Origin of the sequence: Paenirhizobium cremeum (assembly GCF_022884085.1) — a bacterium.
Taxonomy (GTDB): Bacteria; Pseudomonadota; Alphaproteobacteria; order Rhizobiales; family Rhizobiaceae; genus Allorhizobium; species Allorhizobium cremeum.
In genome coordinates, this window is sequence record NZ_JAGGCS010000004.1 from 293,749 (window position 1) to 310,199 (window position 16,451).

Here is a 16,451-nt window from a genome sequence, read left to right on the forward strand (position 1 = left end):
CCTCCTCTTTTCATCCGCAGTCCCGAAAGCCCTCCATGACGAACGACCCCCAGACCGCCTCCCCAAAGACCGCCGAAGACCTCTTTCGTTTTCTCGACGACCTGAAGATCGAGCATAGGACGGCCCGTCACGAGCCGGTCTTCACGGTCGCCGAATCGGTGGCGCTGCGCGACGAGATCCCCGGCGGCCACACCAAGAATCTCTTCGTGAAGGATAAGAAGGACCGGTTCTTCCTGCTCACCGTCGAGGAAAATGCCGTTGTCGACCTGAAGACGGTACACACGTTGATCGGCGCGGCCAGCAAGGTTTCCTTCGGAAAGCCGGAAAAGCTGATGGAATATCTCGGCGTCATCCCCGGCTCCGTCACCGTTTTCGGCGCGATCAACGATACCGGCCACAATGTCACCTTCATCCTGGATGCGGACCTGATGGAACACGAGATCATCAATGGCCATCCGCTTTCCAACGATGCGACGACCTCGATCGGCCGGGATGACCTCCTGCGCTTTCTTGAGGCGACGGGCCACACGCCGCTTGTCTTGAAAGTCACGGCCTGACATACGATCTTACTGGCAAACTCGGCCCCCGAAGAGGCCCCAAGGTGCGGGAGAGATTTCGATGAGCGACAACAGCAATCCCTATGGCGGTTTCGGCGGCCAGATGACGGGCCAGGCCCATTTCGGCGGCGCGTCCGCCGCCCCGGTGGCAGCCGCCAACGGTGCAGCCATCAAGGACACCACCACGGCCGGCTTCACCAAGGATGTCATCGAAGAATCCCGCAACCAGCCGGTTCTCGTCGATTTCTGGGCACCCTGGTGCGGCCCCTGCAAGCAGCTGACCCCGGTGATCGAGAAGGTGGTCAACGAAGCCGGCGGTCGCGTCAAGCTGGTCAAGATGAACATCGATGACCACCCGGCCATTCCGGGCCAGCTCGGCATCCAGTCGATCCCCGCCGTCATCGCCTTCGTCAACGGCCGCCCGGTGGATGGTTTCATGGGTGCGCTCCCGGAAAGCCAGGTCCGCCAGTTCATCGACAAAGTCGCAGGCCCCGCCGGCGCCGATCAGGCAGCGGAGATCGAGGCAGCGCTGGAGGAGGCGGCGACGCTGCTTGCCTCGGGCAATATCCAGGAGGCTGCTCAGCTCTTCGGCGCCATCATGCAAGCCGAACCCGAAAACCCCAAGGCGATCGCCGGCATGGCCGAATGCATGCTGGCCGCCGGCCAGCAGGACCGCGCCCGGCAATTGCTCGAGGGCCTGCCGGAAGAGGTTAAGAAGGCCGCCGAAATCCAGGCGCTTCTCAAGAAGTTCGAACAGATCGACGAGGCCCGCAAGCTGGGCGACCCGGTGGCGCTCGAACATGCGCTGGCGCTCAATCCGGACGATCACGAAGCACGGATGAAACTCGCCAAGATCCGCAATGTCGAGGGACGGCGCGAGGAAGCGGCCGAACATCTGCTGCTCATCATGAAGCGTGACCGTGAATTCGATGACGACGGCGCGCGCCGCCAGCTGCTGCAGTTCTTCGAGGTCTGGGGCCCGAAGGACCCGGCCACGATCATGGCGCGGCGCAAACTCTCCTCGATCCTGTTCTCCTGAGCGGAGAAATGCGCTTCCGCCCTTGAGATTCCCCTTGCCGCAACCACATTATGGGGATGGTTGCGGCTGGGAACGGCCGGAATGGGTTTATCTTCATGCATGTCGGCAATGCCAGATATCTGACCGAAAACGACCTACCGGAAATTCTGCCCGTTTTTCCGGTGTCGGGTGTGTTGTTGTTGCCCGGCGGCCAGTTGCCCCTCAACGTCTTCGAACCGCGTTATCTCGCCATGTTGGACCATGCACTGGCCGGCAATCGCCTGATCGGCATGATCCAGCCGGCCCTCGGCGAGGTTCCCGAGGCTGACATCCTGCCCGAACGCCCGCCGCTCGCCCAGGTCGGTTGCATCGGCCGCGTCACGTCTTTCACCGAAACCGGCGACGGTCGCTATATCGTGTCGCTCGGTGGCGTCTGCCGTTTCCGCCTGATGGAGGAAGTTCCCGGTTCCAAGCCCTACCGCAATTTCCGCATAGCGCCCTTCATGACCGACCTGGCCACCGGCGCCGAAGAGGAAGCGCAGGTCGACCGCACTGCCCTGCTTGCCGCCTTCCGCGCCTATCTCGACGCCAACAAGCTGGAAGCGGACTGGGAGAGCGTCGAACGAGCCAGCAATCTCACCCTGGTCAATTCGCTGTCGATGATGTCGCCCTTCGGCCCTGCCGAAAAGCAGGCGCTGCTCGAAGCCCCCGACTTGAAGACCCGCGCCGAAACGCTCGTTGCCATCACCGAGATTGTGCTCGCCCGCACCTTCGGCGACGCGGACTCTGTTCTGCAATAGAGCAATTCGAGCAAAGCTGTGCGGCGGCTTTGCCTCCAGAATGGCATCGAAACGAACGGAAGAGCATCGAAGGCGATTCAGGTATCGCCGGAAATGCGGGAGAACCCTGCCAGGAAATCGCTTGGAAAGTCGATCATGGAAAACCGCATGAGCACCGTCGACCCGAAGCTCCTCGAGCTTCTGGTCTGTCCGTTGACGCAAGGAGGGCTGACCTTCGCCCGGGAGAAGGGCGAACTCGTCTCCGAGCGTGCCGGTCTTGCCTATCCGATTCGCGACGGCATTCCGATCATGCTGGTTTCCGAGGCCCGCAAGCTGGAAACCTGAGGGGACGAAAGCCGGTCGCACCGTCGCAATTTTCGGTGAAGGGCTCGATACCCCGTCAGATCGCCTCGCCCGCCAGGAGCTTCGGTGCGCCGCCATTGGCCGTGCCGGCCGCTTCCCGGATGAAGAAGGATTTGAGAGACGGCATCCGGTCGACCACACCAAGCCCGAAATCCCTGAGCACCCGGATCGGCGTCACGTCGTTGGAGAAGAGCCGGTTCAGCACGTCGGTGGTCACCCCCATGCGGAAGGTGTCGAACCGCCGCCAGGTCTGGTAGCGCTCCAGAACATTGAGGTCGCCGATATCGAGGCCGAGCCGGTCTGCCTCGACGATGGTCTCGGCGAGAGCTGCCACGTCCTTGAAGCCGAGATTGAGGCCCTGGCCGGAAATCGGGTGGATGCCGTGGGCGGCGTCACCGGCCAGCGCCAGCCGCGGCGCGACGAATTCGCGGGCGAGCGTCAGCCCCAGCGGAAAGGCACGGCGATCGGAGGTCGCGCGGATCGTGCCGAGCTTGTGACCGAAACGGCGCTCCAGTTCCTCTTCGAACACGAGATCGTCGGATGCCACCAGCCGCTCGGCATCGCTTGTGCGCTCCGTCCAGACCAGCGAGGAACGATTGCCCTTGAGCGGCAGGATGGCGAAGGGACCGGCCGGCAGGAAGTGCTCCTCGGCTGAGCCTTCATGCGGCCGCTCGTGCTCGACCGTTGTGACGATGCCTGACTGGCCGTAGTCCCAGGTGACGGTCTTGATGCCAGCCATGTCGCGCAACTTCGAGCGCACGCCGTCGCAGGCGACCACCAGCCGCGCCGAAACAATGCTTCCATCGGAGAGCGAGAGCTCGGCCGAAGGCCCGGTATTGCGGAAACCCGTGGCCGTCGCGTCATGGCGGATCCGGACACCGGCTGCAGCGCACGCCTCGCGCAGCGCGCCGACCATCGCGACATTGGGGATCATGTGGGCGAAGGGCCGACCATCCTCGACCTCGCCGTCAAAGGTAAGGAACACCGGCCGCACAGGATCGGAGGTCTTCGAATCGGTGACGATCATCCTGGTGATCGGCTGCGCCTCGGGCTCGATCCGCTCCCAGATGCCGAAGACCTCCAACATCTTCGTGGCCGCCGCGATGATCGCCGAGGCGCGCGGGTCCTTCTTCCAGGCGTCTTCCGGCGCTGCCTCGATTACCTCGACGGCGAGATGCGGCGCTGCCTGCTTGACCGCGACTGCGACCGCCAGACCGACATAACCACCACCGACGACCAGAACATCCATCATGGCGAACTTCCTTTATCCCGACACCCCGGGCAGCGCGTTGCCCGTGTTTGCCCTTGTGCATATCACCGGCCGCTATATAGATCAGCCTTGAACGATTTCCTACAATCGGGGGCACTATACTATGTCGCAGTCGGAAGAGAAAACGCGCATCATGGAAAAGCTGATCGCGACGCTCGACCTCGAAAAGCTGGAGGAAGACCTCTTCCGCGGCAAGAGCCCCCAGAACGGCTGGCAGCGGGTTTTCGGCGGCCAGGTTATCGCCCAGGCGCTCATGGCCGCCCAGCGCTGCGTCGAGGCGGACCGTTTCGTCCACTCGCTGCATGCCTATTTCATGCGCCCCGGCGATCCTGCGGTGCCGATCATCTATCAGGTCGAGCGCATCCGCGACGGCGCGAGCTTCACCACCCGTCGCGTCGTCGCCATCCAGCATGGCAAGGCGATCTTCTCCATGTCGGCCTCCTTCCAGCTCGACGAGCCGGGCTTCGATCATCAGGTCGAAATGCCGGACGTGCCGGCGCCGGAAAGCCTGATGGGCGAAAAGGAGTTTCGCGATGTCTTCCTCGCCCAGGCGCCCGACACCGTGCGGCGCTACTGGGGTCGCGAGCGGCCGATCGAGATCCGGCCCGTCTCGCTGGTGCATTACATCTCCAAGGAAAAGCTGGAGCCGAAGGCCCATATCTGGGTGCGCACCAGCGCCGCCCCGCCGGACGACAGGCATTATCAGGCGGCAATCCTCGCCTATCTCTCGGACATGACCCTGCTCGACACGTCGCTCTATGCCCACGGAACCTCGATCTTCGATCCGTCGTTGCAGGCCGCGAGCCTCGATCATGCCATGTGGTTTCACCGCCCCACCCGCCTCGACGACTGGCTGCTCTATACCCAGGACAGCCCGAGTGCCTCAGGCGCACGCGGCATGACCCGTGGCAGCATTTACAGCCGCGACGGGATTCTCATTGCCTCCGTTGCGCAGGAAGGGCTGATTCGGAAAAGAGCAGATGACTAAAAGAAGGGCAAATCGGCATTTTTGCACATAATTTGTGCGCACATGAGCCGTTCAATTGCCTGTTTATTAGCTTCGTTTATTATAATCTTTAGATTTCAATAACTTATTAGTCGTCACGAATCTGGCACATACTTTGAATGTCTGACCGCAGTCGCTGGGCGCTTTGGGGCTGGCGGCAAGGAGAGTCGGCTCCGCGCCGAGGACAAGCAAAGGATGGGAAACCAGATGAAGATTGTGATGGCCATCATCAAGCCGTTCAAGCTGGATGAGGTGCGCGAAGCCCTCACCGCTGTTGGCATTCAGGGCCTGACCGTGACCGAGGTCAAGGGTTACGGCCGCCAGAAGGGACACACGGAAATCTACCGCGGCACCGAGTACGCCGTAAGCTTTCTGCCGAAACTGAAGATCGAAATCGCCGTGTCCTCCGAACTCGCGGACAAGGCCGTCGAAGCGATCGCTTCTGCTGCCAAGACGGGCCAGATCGGCGATGGCAAGATCTTTGTCTACTCGATCGACCAGGCCGTACGCATCCGCACCGGCGAAACCAATTCTGAAGCTCTGTAAGAACGGCTGTTAGGGGAGTTGTTACTGATGTCGTTTACCAAGTTTTCTTCCACTTTCGCGCGGATTGGCGCCGCTTCGGCCGCGCTGCTGGCGCCGGCGATTGCCTTTGCGCAGGAAGCCGCACCGGCCGCCGCGGAAGCTGCAGCCGCAGCACCCGTGCCGGACAAGGGCGATACCGCCTTCATGTTCCTTTGCACCATTCTCGTCCTCTTCATGCTGATTCCGGGCCTCGCCCTGTTCTACGGCGGCCTCGTGCGCGCCAAGAACATGCTCTCCGTCCTGATGCAGTGCACCGTCATCGGCGCTTCCATCATGCTGGTCTGGGTCATCTACGGCTATTCCTTCGCCTTCGGCGGCTCGACCAACGCCTTCTTCGGCGGCACGGCCAAGCTCTTCCTCTCGGGCGTGACGATGGATTCGACGGCTGCCACCTTCTCGGATGCCGTCATTCCGGAATACATCTTCATGCTGTTCCAGATGACCTTCGCGGCTATCACCCCCGCGCTCATCATCGGCGCCTTCGCCGAACGCATCAAGTTCTCCGCCGCGATCCTGTTTTGCCTTCTGTGGGTCACCTTCGTCTACTTCCCGATCGCACACATGGTCTGGGATGCAAACGGCCTGATCTTCGGCTGGGGCGCATTTGACTTTGCCGGCGGCACCGTCGTGCACATCAATGCCGGTGTTGCCGGGCTGATCGGCGCGATCATGGTCGGCAAGCGCACCGGCTACGGCAAGGACATGATGGCTCCGCACTCGATGACACTGACCATGGTCGGTGCGGCCATGCTCTGGTTCGGCTGGTTCGGCTTCAACGCAGGTTCTAACCTCGAAGCCTCCGGCGGCGCCATGCTCGCGACCGTCAACACCTTCATCGCAACCGCTGCCGCAATCGTCTCCTGGGCCTTCGTCGAAAGCCTGACCCGCGGCAAGTCCTCGATGCTCGGCGCTGCCTCGGGCATGATCGCCGGCCTCGTCGCCATCACGCCTGCCGCCGGCATCGTCGGCCCGATGGGCGCGATCGTCATGGGCCTGATCGTCTCGCCGCTTTGCTACTTCTTCGTCTCCGTGGTGAAGAACAAGTTCGGCTATGACGACACCGCCGACGTCTTCGGCGTTCATGGCGTGGGCGGCCTGTTCGGCGCTCTTGCCACCGGCATCTTCGCCTCGACCTCGCTCGGCGGCATCGGCTATGCCGAAGGCGTCACCATGGGCGCCCAGTTCTTCACCCAGGTGAAAGCCGTTCTGGTTACGCTCGTATGGTGCGGCGTCGGCTCCGCGATCCTCTACAAGATCACGGACGTCATCGTTGGCCTGCGTGTCCCGGTCGAAGCCGAGCGCGAAGGTCTCGACCTCGCCTCCCACGGCGAAGCCGCATACCACTCCTAAGGATTTCGCCGCACCGGCCTCCGGTGCGGCTTCTCCTCCCGTCGCGGCCGTCGAACGGCGAGCCGCTCTTCGCCCGGACCCCGCGTCCGGGCTTTTTTTGTGCCCTTCGGGCAAAGCGGTCTTTGGCAACCTCCATGGTTAATGCACCATTAACCCTGTCCCCTGTAATGTGCCCTATGGAGCCGTGACAGGACCGCCTCGCCTCGTGCCTGGCGCTCTGGTCGCCGGCAAGAGCTTTCTTCGACGAACGGGCAGGCAGGGGATGAACAGAGGCAATTCCGCAGCGATCGGCGACCAGCCGGGCCGCTTCGCGCTCAGCGCCTTCATCGTACGGCAGGTGCTGGCGCTCCTGGGCTTTTTGATTTTCCTGGCGCTGGTGCTGGCCGTCGCTGCACTCGCCACCTGGAACGTCGCCGATCCGAGTCTCTCCTATGCGACGGCCAACGAGCCGACCAATATTCTCGGCCATGGTGGCGCGATCTTCGCCGACGTGATGATGCAGTTCTTCGGCCTTGCGAGCCTCCTTTCGCTGCTTCCCGTGCTTGCCTGGTCGCTGGCCCTCATCACCGGTCGCCGGCTTCACCGCATTCCCGCCCGCATCGCCGCCTGGTTCGTCGGCGCGATCGTTTCCTCTGCCGTCGTCGGCTGCTTTCCGCCTCCCGCCACCTGGCCGATCCCGAACGGCATTGGCGGCGTCTTCGGCGATATGATACTGCGCTTTCCGAGCCTTTTCATTGGCGCCTATCCGACCGGCACCGTATCGATGATCCTTGGTGCCCTGCTGGCGCTCCCCGCCGCTTGGCTGCTGCTTTTCGCCGCCGGCCTCATCGGGCGCGATCCGCTGGAGGAGGACGAAGAGGAAGAGACCCTCGCCGAGCGTCGCAAGCCGCTCGCCCGCACCGTTCCAGCCGAGGAAGAGGATGACGAGGAAGGTCCGATTGCGCTCGCGCTCGGCGCCTTCACCCACAACTGGTACACCATACGCGCCCGCGCTCGCCGCCTGCTTGGCATGAAGCCCGTGGATCGCAGCCGCCATTTCGAGCAGCCCTACGATTTCAACGATGACGAGTTCGGCACGCTCAACGAACCTATCCGCCCGAAAGCGCCGAACAGCTTAGAACGCCGCGAGCCCTCGCTCGATGGCGCACCGCGCGTGCTGGCTCCCAAGCGGCATCTGGTCTCTCCACCGCCGATCAGCGTCGATAGCGACGACGATTACGATGATCCGCCCTTCGATCTCGACGACATGCCGCCGCGCCCGGCCGGAATCCTGCCGGATGACAGCGGCTGGTCGCCGTCGCCGCCCACAGCCCGCGGCGCCGATCGCCCCGCCCCGCGTGTTGCAGCACCGGCACCGCGACCGAAACAGGGCGCCCGCATCGAACGGGATGCGCAGGCTTCGCTCCTGAGACCCGAAGGCTTCCAGTTGCCCTCTGTTCATCTGCTTGCCGAGCCAAAGACGATTGCCCGCGATGCCACGCTCTCCGCCGACGCGCTCGAACAGAACGCCCGCATGCTGGAAGGTGTGCTGGAGGATTTCGGCGTCAAGGGAGAGATCATCCACGTCCGCCCCGGTCCGGTCGTCACGCTGTACGAGCTGGAACCCGCACCCGGCATCAAGTCGTCGCGCGTCATCGGGCTTGCCGACGATATCGCCCGCTCGATGAGCGCGATAGCCGCCCGCGTCGCCGTTGTCCCCGGCCGCAACGCGATCGGCATCGAGTTGCCGAACCGTACGCGCGAAACCGTCTATCTGCGCGAACTGATCGGTTCGCGCGATTTCGAGAGCAACAAAGCCAAGCTCGCCATGGCGCTCGGCAAGACCATCGGCGGCGAACCGGTGATAGCTGATCTGGCCAAGATGCCCCACCTTCTGGTCGCAGGCACCACCGGTTCGGGTAAATCCGTTGCCATCAACACCATGATCCTGTCGCTGGTCTACCGTCTGCCGCCGGAAAAGTGCCGCCTGATCATGATCGACCCGAAAATGCTGGAACTTTCCGTCTATGACGGTATCCCGCATCTGCTCTCGCCCGTCGTCACCGATCCGAAGAAGGCCGTCGTCGCGCTGAAATGGACCGTGCGCGAGATGGAAGAGCGCTACAAGAAGATGTCGAAGATCGGCGTGCGCAACATCGATGGCTTCAACAGCCGCGTCGAGCAGGCGCTGGAGAAGGGTGAGGTACTGACCCGCACCGTCCAGACCGGCTTCGACCGTCAGACCGGCGAGGCGATCTACGAGACCGAAGAATTCGACCTGAAGCCGATCCCCTATATCGTCGTCATCATCGATGAAATGGCGGACCTGATGATGGTCGCCGGCAAGGATATCGAAGGCGCCGTGCAGCGTCTTGCCCAGATGGCGCGTGCCGCCGGCATTCACGTCATCATGGCGACCCAGCGCCCGTCGGTCGACGTCATCACCGGCACCATCAAGGCAAACTTCCCCACCCGCATCTCCTTCCAGGTGACCTCGAAGATCGACAGCCGGACCATTCTTGGCGAACAGGGGGCCGAACAGCTGCTCGGCATGGGCGACATGCTCTACATGGCTGGCGGCGGCCGCATCCAGCGCGTCCATGGCCCCTTCGTCTCCGACAACGAGGTTGAGGAAATCGTCGCCTATCTGAAGACTCAAGGCGCACCCCAGTATCTCGACGCGATCACCATCGACGAGGACGGGGACGAGGAGGGCGGCGGCCCGGCCGGCACCGCCAACCTTGCCGATTCGGACGATCCCTACGATCAGGCGGTCGCCATCGTGCTGCGCGACGGCAAGGCCTCCACCTCCTATGTCCAGCGCCGCCTTGGCATTGGCTACAACCGTGCCGCCTCCCTGATCGAACGCATGGAGCAGGAAGGCATCATCGGCCCGGCCAACCATGCCGGAAAGCGGGAAATCCTCGTGCCGACGGAAGCCGACATCATCGAACGTTGAACCCCGGGCCACGGATGACGTTTACCCCCGGTCGCTGATATCCCGGCCATGATGACGCCGCGTTTTTCGGCGATGGAATGACCATATGAAGGAGTTCCGGATGATTGAAGAAAATGCCGAACGCCTGGCGATTGCGCCGGCGTCCATGACCCGTCGACAGTTCGCGCTCGGTTCCGGCGCCCTGCTGACGCTGGCAGCGCTTCCCCTGCCGCGCGCCCATGCCGCAGCCGACGCCGCCCAGAAGATTGCCGACCATTTTTCCTCGGTGAAGACGATGATGGGCGAATTCGTCCAGTTCGGCCCGCGCGGTGAACAGACCGGCGGCAAGTTCTTCATCCAGCGTCCCGGCAAGCTGCGTTTCAACTACGAAAAGCCTTCTCCGATGCGCGTCATTGCTGACGGCAAGAATGTCGTCATCGGCAACATGAAGCTGAAGACCTGGGATCTCTATCCGCTGTCAAAGACACCGCTCAGCCTGCTGCTTTCCGACAAGATCGACCTCGGAAACCAGTTGGTGCGCGACGTCAAGGAAGAAGCGGACCTCACAACCATCGTTCTCGGCGACAAGACCATCTTCGGCGATTCCACCATCACCCTGATGTTCGATCCGAAGACCTATGACCTGCGCCAGTGGACGATCACCGACATGCAGGCCAAGGATACCTCTGTGATGATCTTCAACGTCCAGACCGGCGTCGATCTCGATCCGAGCGTCTTCGAAATCCCCTATGCCGACGTGCATGGACCGAAACGCTGAGGACCGCGGTCATGGCCGGTTAAAAACCGCTTTGAATTTCGAGGAGATACGGTAGACCTTGCCCGACCAACCGGAGCACGAGGCATGTCACTGTCAATCACCACCTGGAACATCAATTCGGTCCGGCTGCGCCTGCCGATCGTCGAGGATTTCCTGAAACGGGTGAGCCCCGACATCCTCTGCCTGCAGGAAATCAAGTGCCAGAACGATCAGTTCCCCGCCGACGCGCTGAGGGCGCTCGGCTACGAGAACATCATTCTGCACGGCCAGAAGGGCTATCACGGCGTCGCCATCGCCTCGCGTTTTCCGCTGACGGAGGATCACCGGCAGGATTATTGCGGCGTCGGCGATTCCCGCCACATCTCGGCGATCTTCGAATGGCAGGGCAAACGCATCCGCCTGCATAACTTCTACGTTCCCGCCGGCGGCGACGAGCCGGACCGCGAGATCAATCCCAAGTTCGGTCACAAGCTGGATTTTATCGAGGAAATGAAGGCGCTGAAGGCCGATGCCGAGCCCGGCGTTTCCGCGATCCTCGTCGGCGATCTCAACATCGCCCCCTTCGAAAACGACGTCTGGTCGCACAAGCAGCTTTTGAAGATCGTCAGTCATACGCCGGTCGAGACCGAAGGCCTGCTGGACGTCGTCCGCCAGGGCGGCTGGGTCGACCTGATGCGGCAATACACGCCCGAGCCGGCAAAGATCTATACGTGGTGGAGCTACCGCGCCAAGGACTGGGAGGCGGCCGATCGCGGCCGTCGCCTCGACCACATCTGGTCGTCGCCGGATCTCACCGGCCACCTGAAGAAGATCGATATCCTGAAGGAAGCCCGCGGCTGGGAAAAGCCGTCGGATCACGTCCCTGTAACAGCCTGGTTCGATCTGTAAGGCAGATTACCGCTTCAGCGGAAGCGGTCGGACATGGCGGCGGCACCATCGATCAGGCTGCTGATCGATGCCCGGATACGCGCCTCGATGATCGCCGCCATCTCGGGATATTCCTCAAGCAGCCTGTGAAACAGTGCGCGGGTGATGCGGATGACATCGGCATCCTCCAGCGCGACCGCCGTATATTTGCGCTCCACCATGGTCACCAGCGCGAGCTCCGAGAGCATGGTACCGCGCTCGGCGATGGCTTCGACCTTCGGCTTGCCGCCACGCCCGAGCGACGAAAGCTCGAAGCGCCCCCTTGCCACCACATAGGCGCATTCGGCCGGCGATTTCTCGCGAAAGAGCGCCTGCCCGCCGGCAACCGGCCTGTGCTCAGCGCCGAAGGCGATCAGCCTGAGCTGATCTTTGTCCAACCCGGAAAACAGCGGAACGCCGGAAAGCAGCTCAATATCGTCGGCAAGCGCCATGCGGGTTCTCCGGCGTCACGGGTCAAGGGATGATCTTGTAGCCGCCGTTTTCCGTGACGAGGATTTCGGCGCTGGACGGATCACGCTCGATCTTCTGCCGGAGGCGGTAGACATGGGTTTCGAGCGTATGCGTCGTCACACCCGAATTATAGCCCCAGACCTCTTCGAGCAAGACGTCGCGCGTCACGACCTTCTGACCGGCGCGATAGAGATAGCGGATGATCGCCGCCTCCTTCTCGGTGAGCCGGATCTTCTTGCCGTCCTCGGTGGTGAGCAGCTTCTGGCTGGGCTTGAAGAGATAGGGCCCGACGCCGAAGGTTGCATCCTCGCTCTGTTCGTGCTGGCGAAGCTGCGCTCGGATGCGGGCAAGCAGCACGGCAAAACGGAAAGGCTTCGTCACATAGTCGTTGGCGCCCGCTTCCAGTCCCAGGATCGTGTCCGAATCGGTGTCGTGGCCGGTCAGCATGATGACGGGCGCCTTGAAGCCGCCCTTGCGCAGGAGTTTCACCGCCTCGCGGCCATCCATGTCGGGCAGGCCGACATCCATAATCAGCAGATCCACCTGACCGGTGCGAGCTGCCTGCATGCCTTTCGTTGCGTTCGGTTCCTGCAGCAGCGTGAATTCGTCGTAAAGCGAAAGCTGCTCGACCAGCGTTTCCCTGAGATCGTCGTCGTCATCAACCAGAAGGATGGTGCGCGCGCTCATGTCTGTCCTTCTCCTGCATTCTCCGTCGCCATTCATGCAACGGCTTGAACCTGAAACGCCGTCGCGCCGCAAAGAAACATGTCCACTGCTTCTTTGCCGCGCATTCGAAGTGCTATGAATACACCGAACTTCACAAACAAGGCAAAATCTCGTGAGCATTTTCAACGGATCACCTGGCGGCAAGACGCGGGGCCTGGGTGAAATCATTATCCGGCGGGCGCCGGGAAAGCGGTCGCAGGCGATCCTGCAGGCCGGCCCGCTCCGCTTCAGGGCCGCCATCGGCCGCTCCGGCATCACCGCCTGCAAGCGCGAGGGCGATGGCGCCACGCCGCGAGCGGCGATGCGCCTGCTTTATGGCTATACGCGCAGCGACCATGTCCGTCTCCCGCCCACAGCACTTGCCATGCGCCGCATCCGTCCGGACATGCTGTGGTGCGACGCACCGGCAAGCCCCTCTTATAACCGTCCGGTCCGCGCGCCCTTTGCCGCGAGCCACGAGAAACTGAACCGGGACGACGACCTCTACGACGTCTGCATCGTCATGGACTGGAACGTCGCCAGCCGACGCCGTGGCGCGGGCTCGGCGATCTTCTTCCATCTCGCAAAACCGGGATACGCGCCGACGGAGGGCTGCGTGGCGCTCTCCTTCGCCGACATGCGCCGCCTCCTGCCGCATCTCGGCCACCATACCAGGATACGGGTCCTGTGATCCCGGATGCTTCGCCACGAGCTTTCTGGGCCGCCCTCGACGAATTGCTGGCCGGTGCGCGGCTCGTCATCGACCGGCCGAAGGGCTCCGTCCATCCCCGTTATCCGGCCATGGTCTACCCGCTGGACTACGGCTATCTCGAAGGCACGCAGTCGACCGATGGCGGCGGCGTGGATGTCTGGCGCGGGTCGCAGGAGAAGATCGGGATCGTCGCCGTCATCTGTACGGTCGACCTCGTGAAACGCGACACCGAAACGAAACTGCTCATCGACTGCGATGAGGCCGAGATATCGACCGTTCTCTCCTTCCATAACGAAAGCGCCGACATGAAGGGTGCCTTGCTCCGCCGTCATGCTGCACCGGAGAAACAGGCTCGCTCTGCCAGGAGCGTTTCCAGCAGAAGTGTATTGCGGCTTTGAACCGGAATTCCTTAGGAAACAAACAGATAGGGCATTGAAAACGCCGTTATCGCCGAGAATGCTCGAGGAAGCGCGGCGTAACGAAGCGCTCCAGCCGGCCCGAACCGGCGCGAAGCATCGGCCAGGCCTCTGCATCGAAATCGATGACGGCCAGTCCGCCGGTCGGATATTTCTCCGCCATCCGCCGGCACGCCTCCGCATCGCCGCTGCCGGTGAGCATCGCCGCCAGTTCCTCCATGCCGGGGTTATGGCCGAGCATCGCCACGGAGCGATACTGAGGCTCCACGCCACAGATCACCGACAGCAATGTCGCGGCTGGCGCCTCGTAGATTTCATTGACATTGCGAACCTCAGGCTTGCCCGAAAGCGTCTTTCTCACCAGCATCCATGTCTGCTGCGTGCGTTCGGCGGTGGAGACAAGCACGAGGTCCGGCGTCAGCCCCTGCGCCTCCATATAGGCTCCAATTGCCGACGCCGCCTTGCGGCCGCGGTCGGATAGGGGCCTCGCCTTGTCCTCGATACCCTCCGGCCACGCGGACTTGGCATGCCGGAGGAGGATTAGCCTCAAACCATGGCTGGGCGTCTTCCCGTTCTTGCTCGACATCCCCTCACCCTCCCCATGATTCACGTGTGACGGCACGATAGACGCGATACCTGCACCCGATTCCGCTCGGCGCCTTATCCCGCAACGCCTCCGGTCTCCTTTCCCTGCGGGGAAACGGACAAACCAGGATGACATCTACAGCATGCCGGCCGTTCCCGTCCTCGTTTCCTACCCTAAAGGCTGACGCAGATCGCGCCAAGCGCAACGGTCAGGCAGGCAAACAGCCGCTTGAGCGTCGGCCGCTCCCCGAGGAACAGCGCTCCGATCAGGACGGCAAACACCACGCTTGTTTCACGCACCGCCGTGACGAGGCCGGCCGGCGCAAAGGCATAGGCGACGACAACGAGGCCATAGGCGATCATCGCCACCACACCGCCGCCGAAGGCCTTCCACGTGACCGGCGAGCGGATATCGATGGCAAGTCCGCGCCGCAGCACGGCGTAGGTAATCGCAAGCATCAGGCCGTAAAGGAACAGTACCCACATGGCGTAGGCCGCCGGCTGTTCCACGAATTTCACGCCCCTCGAATCCACCGTCGAGTAACAGGCGATGACCAGACCGGTCGCGAATGCGAAGAGCAGCGACGAGGTCGCGGCCCGCGTCTTGCCGAGCGAAAGGCTCATGATCCCCGCTGCCACCAGCATGACCCCGATCGTCTGGAAGGTGCCGAGGATTTCGCCGAAGAACAGAAAACCGCCCAGCGTCACGAGCAGCGGCACCGTGCCGCGAACGATGGGATAGACCTGGCCGAGTTCGCCATGACGATAGGCCGCAACGAGAAAGAGGCTGTAGCCCACCTGCAGCGTGGCCGACATCAGGATATAGAACCACGCCTCGCCCTGTGGCAGCGGGAACCAGACGATGAACGGCAGGGCGACCAGCGTTCCCGCAAGGCTCATCACGGTCACGGACCACAGACGATCCGCCCCGTTTCTGAGGAACGCATTCCAGCTCGCATGCAGGATGGCCGCGACGAGCGCAAGCGCAATGGCAATCGTGCTCACGAGGACGCTCCGGAAAAACGCCGGACGAAGAGGGAAATGCTCGGTGGAAAAGGCATCGGCAAAGGTCAATATGACAGTTTTGTGAAGCCTCGGACCATAGCTTCTTTCAACCGCTTTACAATGCCGCTTTCGCGCAATCCGGCGGCTGCGGTCCCGAATGGCCGAACTTCGCCGGTCTCCGGCCCATGAGAAGCGTCAGCCTCGCGCAGTAATCACGTGAGCGCTGAGCACGCCTTCGATCGGCCCCGGACCGAAATGTTTCTCGAGCGCCTCCGCCACCAGTTCGGTGACGGCCTCAAGGCCGCCCGGTGCGCGCTCCTCGAGCTCGTTTCGGAGGGGATTGGCCTGACAATAGCCCGTAGCCGCATCGAGTGGGGAGGGCGACCGACCCGTCAGTTTCAGTGTTTCGGTTTCGACCGTGGAGAAGCCCGCGGCTCTCAACTGGCCGTCGATCAGCGCGAGATCGTGATAGCCGTGCGGAATGCGGCGCATGAACTGCGGCGGGTTGTCGGCAAACCGCTGCGACAGGACCTCGCTCACCACGGAGACGAATTCATTGTTCTCGATCCTGTCCCAGACAGCCAGCAGATAGGCGCCGCGCGGCTTCAGGACACGACGAACTTCGCGATAGGATGCGACCTTGTCGGGAAAGAACATCGCCCCGAACTGACAGACAGCCGTATCGAAGGACTGATCGGCAAACGGCAGCGCCATCGCATCGACCTGCCGCCAGAGAACATTGCCCGTCTCCTGCAGAGTCATTGCCAGATCGATCATCGGCTGGTTGAGATCGGTCGCGGTGAGCGCCGCCGTCTCCGGCAGCCTTTCCGCCATGGCGCGCGTCACCGCCCCGGTTCCCGCAGCAAGTTCCAGAACGGTCGCGGGATGTCGCGCCGCCACCTTCTCGGCAATCGCCTCGGCATATGGAGCGAAGATCATCGGCACCATGAACCGCTCGTAAAGAGCGGGAATGCTGCCTGCAAATACCTTGTCGGCGTCGGTCATGGCTGCGTCCTCCCAGACATCGT

General features: G+C 62.6%; 18 protein-coding genes. 12 read left to right on the forward strand and 6 right to left on the reverse strand.

The window, feature by feature from the left end:
* Positions 1–35 precede the first annotated feature (35 nt).
* The 4 genes from J5N58_RS09955 to J5N58_RS09970 all read left to right on the forward strand — a co-directional run bounded on the left by J5N58_RS09955 (position 36) and on the right by J5N58_RS09970 (position 2,699).
* A complete protein-coding gene (locus tag J5N58_RS09955) occupies positions 36–557 on the forward strand; it encodes a prolyl-tRNA synthetase associated domain-containing protein (RefSeq protein WP_112830564.1) in 522 nt (173 codons plus the stop codon).
* Positions 558–618: 61 nt separating this feature from the next.
* Complete coding sequence (trxA, locus tag J5N58_RS09960; protein ID WP_113443142.1) at positions 619–1,596, forward strand: thioredoxin; 978 nt, start codon at positions 619–621, stop codon at positions 1,594–1,596.
* 95 nt (positions 1,597–1,691) lie between these two features.
* Complete coding sequence (locus J5N58_RS09965; protein ID WP_112830723.1) at positions 1,692–2,375, forward strand: LON peptidase substrate-binding domain-containing protein; 684 nt, start codon at positions 1,692–1,694, stop codon at positions 2,373–2,375.
* A gap of 135 nt (positions 2,376–2,510) precedes the next feature.
* Positions 2,511–2,699 carry a Trm112 family protein gene (locus tag J5N58_RS09970; protein ID WP_113338279.1) on the forward strand — a complete coding sequence of 63 codons (189 nt, stop codon included), beginning with the start codon at positions 2,511–2,513 and terminating at the stop codon, positions 2,697–2,699.
* 55 nt (positions 2,700–2,754) lie between these two features.
* Here the strand turns inward: J5N58_RS09970 and J5N58_RS09975 are convergent, their stop codons facing one another.
* The gene (locus J5N58_RS09975) at positions 2,755–3,969 is read right to left on the reverse strand and encodes a ubiquinone biosynthesis hydroxylase (RefSeq protein ID WP_113438905.1); all 1,215 of its coding nucleotides are present in this window, start codon (positions 3,967–3,969) and stop codon (positions 2,755–2,757) included.
* Between the two features lie 121 nt (positions 3,970–4,090).
* Here J5N58_RS09975 and tesB point away from each other — a divergent pair, with 121 nt between their 5' ends.
* From tesB to xth, 6 genes are all read left to right on the forward strand, one after another.
* Positions 4,091–4,975, forward strand: a complete 885-nt coding sequence (tesB, locus tag J5N58_RS09980; protein ID WP_113438904.1) for an acyl-CoA thioesterase II — start codon at positions 4,091–4,093, stop codon at positions 4,973–4,975.
* 213 nt (positions 4,976–5,188) lie between these two features.
* Entirely contained in the window at positions 5,189–5,539 is a 351-nt protein-coding gene (locus J5N58_RS09985; RefSeq protein ID WP_162708326.1) for a P-II family nitrogen regulator, read from the forward strand.
* A gap of 27 nt (positions 5,540–5,566) precedes the next feature.
* Complete coding sequence (locus J5N58_RS09990) at positions 5,567–6,928, forward strand: ammonium transporter (RefSeq protein WP_112830568.1); 1,362 nt, start codon at positions 5,567–5,569, stop codon at positions 6,926–6,928.
* A 262-nt stretch (positions 6,929–7,190) separates the two neighbouring features.
* The gene (locus J5N58_RS09995; protein ID WP_113438903.1) at positions 7,191–9,866 is read left to right on the forward strand and encodes an FtsK/SpoIIIE family DNA translocase; all 2,676 of its coding nucleotides are present in this window, start codon (positions 7,191–7,193) and stop codon (positions 9,864–9,866) included.
* A 145-nt stretch (positions 9,867–10,011) separates the two neighbouring features.
* Complete coding sequence (locus tag J5N58_RS10000) at positions 10,012–10,623, forward strand: outer membrane lipoprotein carrier protein LolA (RefSeq protein WP_414901820.1); 612 nt, start codon at positions 10,012–10,014, stop codon at positions 10,621–10,623.
* 84 nt (positions 10,624–10,707) lie between these two features.
* On the forward strand, positions 10,708–11,511 hold the full coding sequence (xth, locus tag J5N58_RS10005) for an exodeoxyribonuclease III (protein WP_113338097.1): 804 nt from the start codon (positions 10,708–10,710) through the stop codon (positions 11,509–11,511).
* Positions 11,512–11,525: 14 nt separating this feature from the next.
* Here the strand turns inward: xth and J5N58_RS10010 are convergent, their stop codons facing one another.
* Positions 11,526–11,981, reverse strand: a complete 456-nt coding sequence (locus tag J5N58_RS10010; RefSeq protein ID WP_112830572.1) for a cyclic nucleotide-binding domain-containing protein — start codon at positions 11,979–11,981, stop codon at positions 11,526–11,528.
* A 22-nt stretch (positions 11,982–12,003) separates the two neighbouring features.
* Positions 12,004–12,687: a response regulator transcription factor gene (locus J5N58_RS10015; protein WP_112830573.1), complete on the reverse strand. Its 684-nt coding sequence runs from the start codon at positions 12,685–12,687 to the stop codon at positions 12,004–12,006.
* Positions 12,688–12,838: 151 nt separating this feature from the next.
* Here J5N58_RS10015 and J5N58_RS10020 point away from each other — a divergent pair, with 151 nt between their 5' ends.
* Positions 12,839–13,396, forward strand: a complete 558-nt coding sequence (locus J5N58_RS10020; RefSeq protein ID WP_414899878.1) for a L,D-transpeptidase family protein — start codon at positions 12,839–12,841, stop codon at positions 13,394–13,396.
* Positions 13,393–13,815, forward strand: coding sequence for a hypothetical protein (locus tag J5N58_RS10025; RefSeq protein WP_244710639.1), 423 nt, complete (start codon positions 13,393–13,395; stop codon positions 13,813–13,815). Before J5N58_RS10020 ends, J5N58_RS10025 begins: the two co-directional genes overlap by 4 nt.
* A gap of 46 nt (positions 13,816–13,861) precedes the next feature.
* Here J5N58_RS10025 and J5N58_RS10030 read toward each other — a convergent pair whose 3' ends face one another.
* The 3 genes from J5N58_RS10030 to J5N58_RS10040 all read right to left on the reverse strand — a co-directional run bounded on the left by J5N58_RS10030 (position 13,862) and on the right by J5N58_RS10040 (position 16,428).
* Complete coding sequence (locus J5N58_RS10030) at positions 13,862–14,419, reverse strand: SixA phosphatase family protein (protein WP_112830574.1); 558 nt, start codon at positions 14,417–14,419, stop codon at positions 13,862–13,864.
* A gap of 173 nt (positions 14,420–14,592) precedes the next feature.
* The gene (locus J5N58_RS10035) at positions 14,593–15,423 is read right to left on the reverse strand and encodes a DMT family transporter (protein WP_244710641.1); all 831 of its coding nucleotides are present in this window, start codon (positions 15,421–15,423) and stop codon (positions 14,593–14,595) included.
* Positions 15,424–15,618: 195 nt separating this feature from the next.
* Entirely contained in the window at positions 15,619–16,428 is an 810-nt protein-coding gene (locus J5N58_RS10040) for a class I SAM-dependent methyltransferase (protein ID WP_112830575.1), read from the reverse strand.
* Positions 16,429–16,451 lie beyond the last annotated feature (23 nt).